This window comes from Planktothrix sp. FACHB-1355, assembly GCF_014748295.1.
Taxonomy (GTDB): domain Bacteria; phylum Cyanobacteriota; class Cyanobacteriia; order Cyanobacteriales; family Aerosakkonemataceae; genus Aerosakkonema; species Aerosakkonema funiforme_A.
In genome coordinates, this window is record NZ_JACJUP010000736.1 from 1 (window position 1) to 3,552 (window position 3,552).

At 39.8% G+C, this 3,552-nt stretch carries 5 protein-coding genes; all 5 read right to left on the reverse strand.

Going from position 1 to position 3,552, the window contains the following annotated elements:
- Positions 1 to 216: Uma2 family endonuclease (locus H6S82_RS23965; RefSeq protein WP_191056824.1), on the reverse strand; the 216-nt coding region annotated here is incomplete at its 3' end.
- An 80-nt stretch (positions 217 to 296) separates the two neighbouring features.
- On the reverse strand, positions 297 to 872 hold the full coding sequence (locus H6S82_RS23970) for a hypothetical protein (protein ID WP_190461847.1): 576 nt from the start codon (positions 870 to 872) through the stop codon (positions 297 to 299).
- A 133-nt stretch (positions 873 to 1,005) separates the two neighbouring features.
- A complete protein-coding gene (locus tag H6S82_RS23975; RefSeq protein ID WP_322111838.1) occupies positions 1,006 to 1,344 on the reverse strand; it encodes a type II toxin-antitoxin system PemK/MazF family toxin in 339 nt (112 codons plus the stop codon).
- On the reverse strand, positions 1,344 to 1,580 hold the full coding sequence (locus H6S82_RS23980) for a ribbon-helix-helix protein, CopG family (protein ID WP_190461851.1): 237 nt from the start codon (positions 1,578 to 1,580) through the stop codon (positions 1,344 to 1,346). The genes H6S82_RS23975 and H6S82_RS23980 overlap by 1 nt, the downstream gene beginning before the upstream one ends.
- Before the next feature lie 413 nt (positions 1,581 to 1,993).
- Positions 1,994 to 3,055: an AAA family ATPase gene (locus tag H6S82_RS23985; protein ID WP_199315102.1), complete on the reverse strand. Its 1,062-nt coding sequence runs from the start codon at positions 3,053 to 3,055 to the stop codon at positions 1,994 to 1,996.
- Positions 3,056 to 3,552 lie beyond the last annotated feature (497 nt).

Consider the following 3,552-nt stretch of genomic DNA (forward strand, 5'->3'; position numbering starts at 1 on the left):
ACGTTGATCTGTAAAGAAAACGTCATAGGGTTGACGCTTGAGGGCAAAGTTTAAAGCAGCATAGAAATTACCAGCTATTCTGTTGTGATTTGGCATTCCACCAGTCATTAGAACAATCTCCCCATTAATATATTCATGGCGTTCTTCTGAGTTAACCTCAAAATCAAGATATTCTTCGGGAGTGTAATATTTTTTATCTTCTGCTTGCACAATCATTCGATTTTAATCTCCCAAGTTCTAGGAATTACACGGAACCGGGTTTTTTACTAAAAGAAACCCGGTTTCTTACTAAACTACTAATCGGGTAATGCAAATCCCGTGCGAGGATCGCTGATATACAAACCGAGAACTAACGAATTCATCACCGTATCCCATACCGGAGTCAAGCGTTCCGCATCGTCTACCCAGTAATCAAAAGTAATCAAACACTGAACACCAGAACCTAACCCAATGCAAATTCGCGAATAAGCTTCGCGGTTTTCTTGAGGGTCGATAAACTTAAATTGAGTCCAAACGACGCGGGCAGTTTGACGCTTGAGTTTAATAATTTCGCCTTGTTCGATCGGTTTTCGCTCATCTTCTCGAACTAGCTTCTTTAATAGGGGAACTAGCGGAAAATCTGTCCAATCAGCAGGGGGCAACAAATTATACGAAACTTCTAAGCGACAATCATCGTTTGGTGGCTTTTTGTCCAGAAACCGGAACGATTTCTCATCCGGTTCAAAATACCAATCCTCCGGGACATCGAACCGAACAGCCCCCCGCCCAGCTACAAAGATGCGAGTTCCTGGCGTTGATTTCCAGTTGTGGTCTTCTTTTAACTCTAGGGTTTCTTTAATCCATTGGAGATCGTGCTTTTTGCGCTTGGACATAGCCCCTCCCTTGTTGACCTCATTCTTATTGTGCCGTAGGTTAGGCTTCAATGGCGAATGTGTTACCTTATGAAATTGGTTTACAGTTAAGTGAAACTTACGGATATGTACTTATATCGAAAATCCTCAATCGTTAGAGATAAAGCACTGTCCGTAAACCTTCATCTACTTCTTCTTGCAAGCTGACTGGTAATGCACCAATACGCTCAGTTAAAAATGCTTTGTCTACAGTAAATATCTGGGAGACATTTACAACTGAATCTCTCGGTAAACCCGTCGCGTCACGCGGTAATAAAACATTGCCCGGTGCGTTAGCAAGTTCGATATTAGAAGTAATAATGACAACAATCACTGTCCTGATGCGACTTTGTGTGAATGTATCATCCTGAATAATTAGCACAGGTCTACGATAACCCGGTTCTGAACCAATTGGATCGGGTAGCTGCGCCCACCAAATTTCACCGCGATACACTACCAATTCTCCTTTGGCAGAGACATAAATTGCATTGTTGCCATAACTGTGTCTAAATCTGAAGATTGTTGAGAGTACACTTCGTTTAGTTTCGATAAAGTCCGCTCTCGGTTATATCGCCGCAAATATGCTTTCAATGCTTCGGTATATAGTTCGCTGCGAGACATCCCCAACTGTTGAGCAAGTGCTTCAGCTTCTTCAAAAATTTGGTCTGGAAGAGAAATATCTGTTTTCATAACTAGATTCTTCAAGTAGTTGGTAAATTAGTTATATCAAATTTATACTCAATTGTTCGATATAAAGGTTAACTTTAATAGATTTTTCTTATTGTGTTGTAGGTTGAGTTGAGGGATTGGTGGTGCGATCGCTTATCATGTATCTACACTACTTTATCGTGATTGCCCATGAACTCAGCCCAAGAGTCGATTAGTCTAAACGTTTCTTCAGCCTCTGTTCAGCTAGGAGAAAAAGCAGTTCGATTAGAACTTGGATTACAACTTTACACGCAGAAGGTTTTTAATTTCAATCAGGTACAAAGTTTGTTAATACTGTTAAATTATGTAGTATTTAAAGAAGTGCGCTCGCAACTTTAAATTTAAAGAGCGAGCGCTTAAAAATTAAATAAGCTGTAAAAAAGGGAAGATTTTGATTAGAAATGAGTAATGATGAAGTCAGCTAACTTGTCATACTCTTCATCCATTTTTCTCATTAGGTTCTTCTGGTCTTGAGACCAAGTACCTCTACCAATATCCCGTGTTGGTCTGTGTTGATGTAAATATTTAATAGGCACATTCTGAACAATACTGTCAGGTGCCATCACGTTCAAGTCTTCTATGTTTGCCACAGGTATTTTTCCAACAAATTCGGGAACAGCTTTGTATGGTTTAATGCCGTTTAACTTAGGTATCAATTGATCCTCAATAGAGGCTTGTACTTTCTCAAATTGTGCCCTATCTGCTCCCGTTTTTTCAATCTCACTAGAACCAGCTTTTTTCCTAGTATCAAACCCGTTGAAAATCCAACCACCGAATTTTGGTTGTCCCTTTTTTGGCAATATTTGATCGTATGAATTAGATTGAAGAAAACGAGTCTTACCTTGTTCCCAATCTTCTATAAATCTGGGTAAAACCTGTCCAATTAAACCGACACAATATGCCGAAAATAGGTCGGCTGTACAGGGAACCAGAAAATAATCGGAAGAATATAGTGCTGCTCTGACAAGTGTATTAAAAGATGGCGGCAAATCTATTAATACAAAATCATATAGAGTTTGATATTCTTTCTCTATTGCATCAACTAAGCTGGAAGGCATTAAAAAGCGATATAAACCAGCGCCTCCAATAACATCAGTACCAACATTGAGAATATCAGAAAAGTTATTGAGCCAAAAATCACCTGGCACAATATCTAATTTGCCCTTGGCCGGAGCAACTTTTGGTTTATCAATGTAAGGAACTCCTGGGGCACTCTGTTGAATATAAGGGAGAGCGAATGAGCGAATAGTTTTGCCATAGGGTAATTCTTTTGAACTTTCTAAAAAACTTGAAAATCCCTCATTGCCTAGTGCAGCAATAGATAAATTACACTGAGGATCAAAATCAATAGCAAGAACTTTCTTATCTTTTTCTGCTAATGAAGTAGCAAGATTCCAAATAGTTGTTGTTTTCCCAACGCCACCTTTATTGTTAAAAAGTGCTATTAGCTTTGCCATTGGTACCTCCTTACTTCTGAGCCAATTAAGTACTTGTCTTCGTTGGAATACTGGTCCAGACTGTAGTTGTTTTATAGGAACAGGAAAATTGGAATATCGCTTTCTCCAGTTTCCTACAGCAGCAGGACTAACATTTGCTATTTGAGCTATTTCGTACAACCCAATCAGATCGTCATTGTGCATAGGGCTACACAATCAGCATTTTTGTGAACTTTATTCACAAATTATTGTGAACGATATTCACGGCTGTGTCAAGAGGCTCTGTGAACTTAATTCACAAGAGATGATCGAGGCAGGCTCTCTATCGCTAAGGAATAGCGTAAGGTTTGGGTAGCACCCAGATATCAGCCTACTCGTCCTTCCACTCATCCCATTATCGATGCGGCATTTTGCCGTATAATATAGAAACCATCCGATCGTCAATTCACCATGCCTAGAGCCACTCCCTCCCAACCATCAGTCCGATTAGAAGCTCGCGTCAGCCCAGAAATTAAAGC